Genomic DNA, 3,797 nt, shown 5'->3' with positions numbered 1-3,797 from the left:
TGTTGGGGTTGATGAGCAGGATCTTCATGGCCTCACCCCGCCCGCGCCCGGTCCCAGAGGGCGGCGATGGCGCGCTCGGCCTCCTGCCGGATGGCGTGCGCGTTGACCTTGGTGGGCGTGCCGTCCTCCACCACGATGTCGCCGTCCACCGCCACCAGCTCCACGTCCCGCCCGTGCGCCACATGCACCAGGTTGCCGAGCGCATTGGTCATGGGCGTGAGGTGGGGGCGGCGGAAGTCGAAGGCGACGAAGTCCGCCCGCTTGCCCGCTTCGATGCTGCCGATCTCGTCTTCCAGGCCCATGGCCCGGGCACCGCCCAGGGTGGCCATCTCGAACACGGTGGAAGGCTGCCACTCGTCGGTGACGGCGGCCAGTCCGGGCTGGCGAGCATCAGGTACAGATAGCATCCCCCCGCCAGCACGAAGGCCGTGCCCTCAATCGCCATAAAGCCGATATTGCCCCACCAGGCGACGCTTTGCGGGCCGGAGCCATGATCGGGCAGGTGCGACACATCGCCCTCGACGCGGATGGGACGGGTCATGCGCCCTCTCCCGCACGTCGCCTTTTGGGCCAGAACCATGCGGTCAGGGCCAGCGCCAGCGGCGGCGCGCCCCACACCAGAGCCCAAGGCGTGAAGATGCTGCCGACGAACAGGGCCGACACGACCAGCGCAGCCACCAGCGGCCAGATCGAGGGATCGGGGCTGGGCTGGCGATATTCCGGGACGGCATCGACGATCGATGTCACCAGCACTTCGCGTTTGATCGAGGAAAGCCCCCTCATCACCGGCATGGGCTGGTCGGGCGCATCCCAGAGCGGCGTGGCGCTGGCCACCACGGGGACGCAGGCGGCGGGCAAGGGCGACATCCATTCCAGCGTCGCGGCGCGCCACGGATCGGGGCCAGCTTCCCGCCCCCGCCAGTAGCTGATCAGGGCGTTCAGGACGAAAATCGCCGCGCCCACCGACGCGATCACGGTGCCGATCGACGCGATGAGGTTGAGCGTCCCCCAACCCATTTCAGGACCATAGGTGTAGATGCGGCGCGGCATCCCCATCAGGCCCAGCAAATGCATCGGGAAAAAGCCGATATTGAACCCGCCGACGATCAATGCGCAGCTGACGATCCCACAGCGTTCCGACATCATCCGGCCTGTCGCCAGCGGATACCAGTAGCAAAAAGCGCCGAAGAGCGGGAACATCGCTCCACCGATCAGCACATAATGAAGATGCGCAACGACAAAATAGCTGTCGGTCAGCTGCAGGTCGAGCGGGGCGGAGGCGGTCATCACGCCGGACAGGCCGCCGATCACGAAGGTCAGGAGAAAGGCGATGATCCAGAGCAACGGCGTGCGATAGTGCGGCCGACCGCTGCCCATGGTAGCGATGAAGCAGAAAATCTGGATGCCCGCCGGTAATGCGATCGCCATGCTGGCGGCTGTGTAGAGCGCGTTGCCCATGCGCGGCAGGCCGACCGCGAACATATGATGGACCCACAGGCCAAAGGCCAGAATGCCAATCGCTAACATCGACAATACCACCGGCACATGACCAAATAGACGGCGGCGCGAGAACGTCTCTACCACGGCGGACACAAAGCCGACGGCGGGCACGAAGATGATGTAGACTTCGGGATGGCCGAAGAACCAGAAGAGATGCTGGAACAGCAGCACGTCGCCGCCACTGGCCGGGCTGAAGAAATGGGTGGCGACCAGCCGGTCCGCGATCAGCATGGAGGTGGCGAGCATCACAGAGGGGAGCGCGAAGATCGTCATCAGCGAGGCGACCAACATCGCCCAAAGGAAAGCGGGCATGTTCGCAAGGGTCATGCCGGGCGGGCGCATCTTCAATATGGTGACAGTGACGTTGACGGACACCGCCAACGCGGCCACTTCGGTGAAGGTGATCATCTGCGCCCAGATGTCGGCGCGGTGGCCGGGGGAATAAGAGGGGCCGGATAGCGGCGGATATTCGAACCAGCCAAGGTCCGGAGTCACATCCATGATATGCGGCACCCACAGCATCAGCACGCCGCCCAGATAAAGCCAGTAGCTAAATGCATTGAGACGCGGAAAGGCCATGCTCCTTTGCCCAAGCATCAGCGGCACCAGCCACATCGCCATCGCCTCCATCACCGGCACGGAGACGAGGAAAAGCATCGTCGATCCATGCAGCGAAAAGCTCTCATTATAAAGCTGCGCCGTCATCCGGTGCATGTCGGGCTGGCTGAGTTGCAGGCGCATGTCGAGGGCGAGCAGGCCGGAAACGACCAGCAGCGCCATTGTAGTCATTACATAGCGCGCGGCGATGCGCCGCGGGTCCACCGTGGTCAGGAAGCTCCACAGGCCAGGAGGGTCAATCCACGCTCCGTTCACCGCAGCGCCTCCAGATAGCGGGCGACGGCCTGAGCATCCTGCGGGGAAAGGTCCCCGGCGGGCATCAGCGTTCCGGGCTTTATCCCCTGCGGATCGATGATCCAGCCGCGCAGGCTGGCCGTCGTCAAGGGCACGGCTCCGCCCGCCAGCATGGGACGGGAAGCGATATGGGTGAGGTCGGGGCCGACGCGCCCCTGCGCCTGCGTTCCCCGGATGCGATGGCAGACGGCGCAGCTCGTTTGCATGAAGAGGTCATGGCCCTGCCCCGGCACAGATGGGGCGGGTTCAGCCTCAGCAGCCAGCCAGCGGCCAAAGGCAGCGGGCTTTTCCACCTGCACGGTCAGCGCCATATTGGCGTGCTGAACCCCGCAAAATTCGGCGCATTGCCCCCGAAAAAGACCTGCCCGCCGGGGCGTGATCACCATGCGGTTCGATCGTCCCGGCAGCATGTCGACTTTCCCCGCCAGATTGGGCAACCAGAAGCTGTGGATCACATCGGCCGATCGCAATTCCACCGTCGCCGTCCGGCCGAGCGGCAGGTGCACGATGTTGGCCGTCTCCACCCAGCCACTCGCCGTCCGATATTCGATACGCCACCACCATTGATGGCCGGTCACGCGGATGTGGAGCGACGCCTCGTCAGCCTGCGCGAGCAATCCCCGGTCGATCCAGAAACTGCCTGTCACCAGCACCGTCAGGCCCAGAAGGATGAAACCGATCCAGAGACCAAAAAGGCGGGAATATCCCTGCCCCGGCTTATTGCGCCTGCCGATCAGGCTCCAGCCCAGAAGGCCGAGCATCAGCAGATAGGCCAGGCCGCAGACCCAGAGCATCAGCATGAAGAGGATCATCAAACTGGAGGATTGCTGCGCCGCCGGGTCGAGCGACGTCTGACGCCCACTGCACGCGCCAAGCAGCAGCAGCGCGAGGAACGGCGACATCCTCATAGCGGTCCACCCCACCGGCTGGTTGCCGGTTCAGCGGATTGATCGCTGCCCTGCCGCTTACGCAACGAGGGATCAAGCTGCGCAAGCGAGCGGACATAGGCGGTGATCTGCCACCGCTGCCCGGCTGGAAGGCGGCGGTCATAACCGCGATGGCCGATGGCGGCGTAGACCCGGGCGAAGGTCATGCCTCGCTGCCATTCGCCCGGCTCCTGCCCATGGCAGGCGCCGCAACCGAACCAGATGAAATAGCGGCCACCTTGCGACAGCTGATCGAAATTACGCTCGATGCTGATGATGCGCGGATCTTGCGGTCCGGTCGGCACGGAAAAGGGGCGGTCGGCATGCAAACTACGCTGCTCCGCCCCACAAGCCGCTGCGAGCAAAGGCAACAGAGCGATCAGAAATTTGCCCGGCATCGGCAAGGGGTCTTTCAGGCGTCGCGCTGGATCGTCACCGGCACCGATTTTCCGGCGGGAA

Annotated in this window: 4 protein-coding genes; all 4 read right to left on the bottom strand. The window is 64.5% G+C overall.

Annotation, left to right across the window (positions count from 1 at the left end):
* Positions 1–32: 32 nt before the first annotated feature.
* Positions 33–329, bottom strand: coding sequence for an amidohydrolase family protein (locus tag VMR39_RS05160; RefSeq protein WP_414712461.1), 297 nt, complete (start codon positions 327–329; stop codon positions 33–35).
* Positions 330–537: 208 nt separating this feature from the next.
* Positions 538–2,373 carry a cbb3-type cytochrome c oxidase subunit I gene (locus VMR39_RS05155; RefSeq protein WP_325414936.1) on the bottom strand — a complete coding sequence of 612 codons (1,836 nt, stop codon included), beginning with the start codon at positions 2,371–2,373 and terminating at the stop codon, positions 538–540.
* Positions 2,370–3,320 (bottom strand): cytochrome c oxidase subunit II, encoded by a 951-nt coding sequence (locus tag VMR39_RS05150; protein WP_325414935.1) that lies wholly within the window; start codon positions 3,318–3,320, stop codon positions 2,370–2,372. The genes VMR39_RS05155 and VMR39_RS05150 overlap by 4 nt, the downstream gene beginning before the upstream one ends.
* A partial coding sequence (locus tag VMR39_RS05145; protein ID WP_325414934.1) for a hypothetical protein occupies positions 3,317–3,797 on the bottom strand: 481 nt, incomplete at its 5' end. The genes VMR39_RS05150 and VMR39_RS05145, both read right to left, overlap by 4 nt.

This window comes from Sphingobium sp. (genome assembly GCF_035511395.1).
Classification (GTDB): Bacteria; Pseudomonadota; Alphaproteobacteria; order Sphingomonadales; family Sphingomonadaceae; genus Sphingobium.
This window is presented reverse-complemented; position numbering and strand designations above follow the sequence as displayed.

Coding starts and splice junctions, on each gene's coding strand:
- VMR39_RS05160 (WP_414712461.1), bottom strand. CDS start 329: ATGGCCACCCTGGGCGGTGCCCGGGCCATGGGCCTGGAAGACGAGATC.
- VMR39_RS05150 (WP_325414935.1), bottom strand. CDS start 3,320: ATGAGGATGTCGCCGTTCCTCGCGCTGCTGCTGCTTGGCGCGTGCAGT.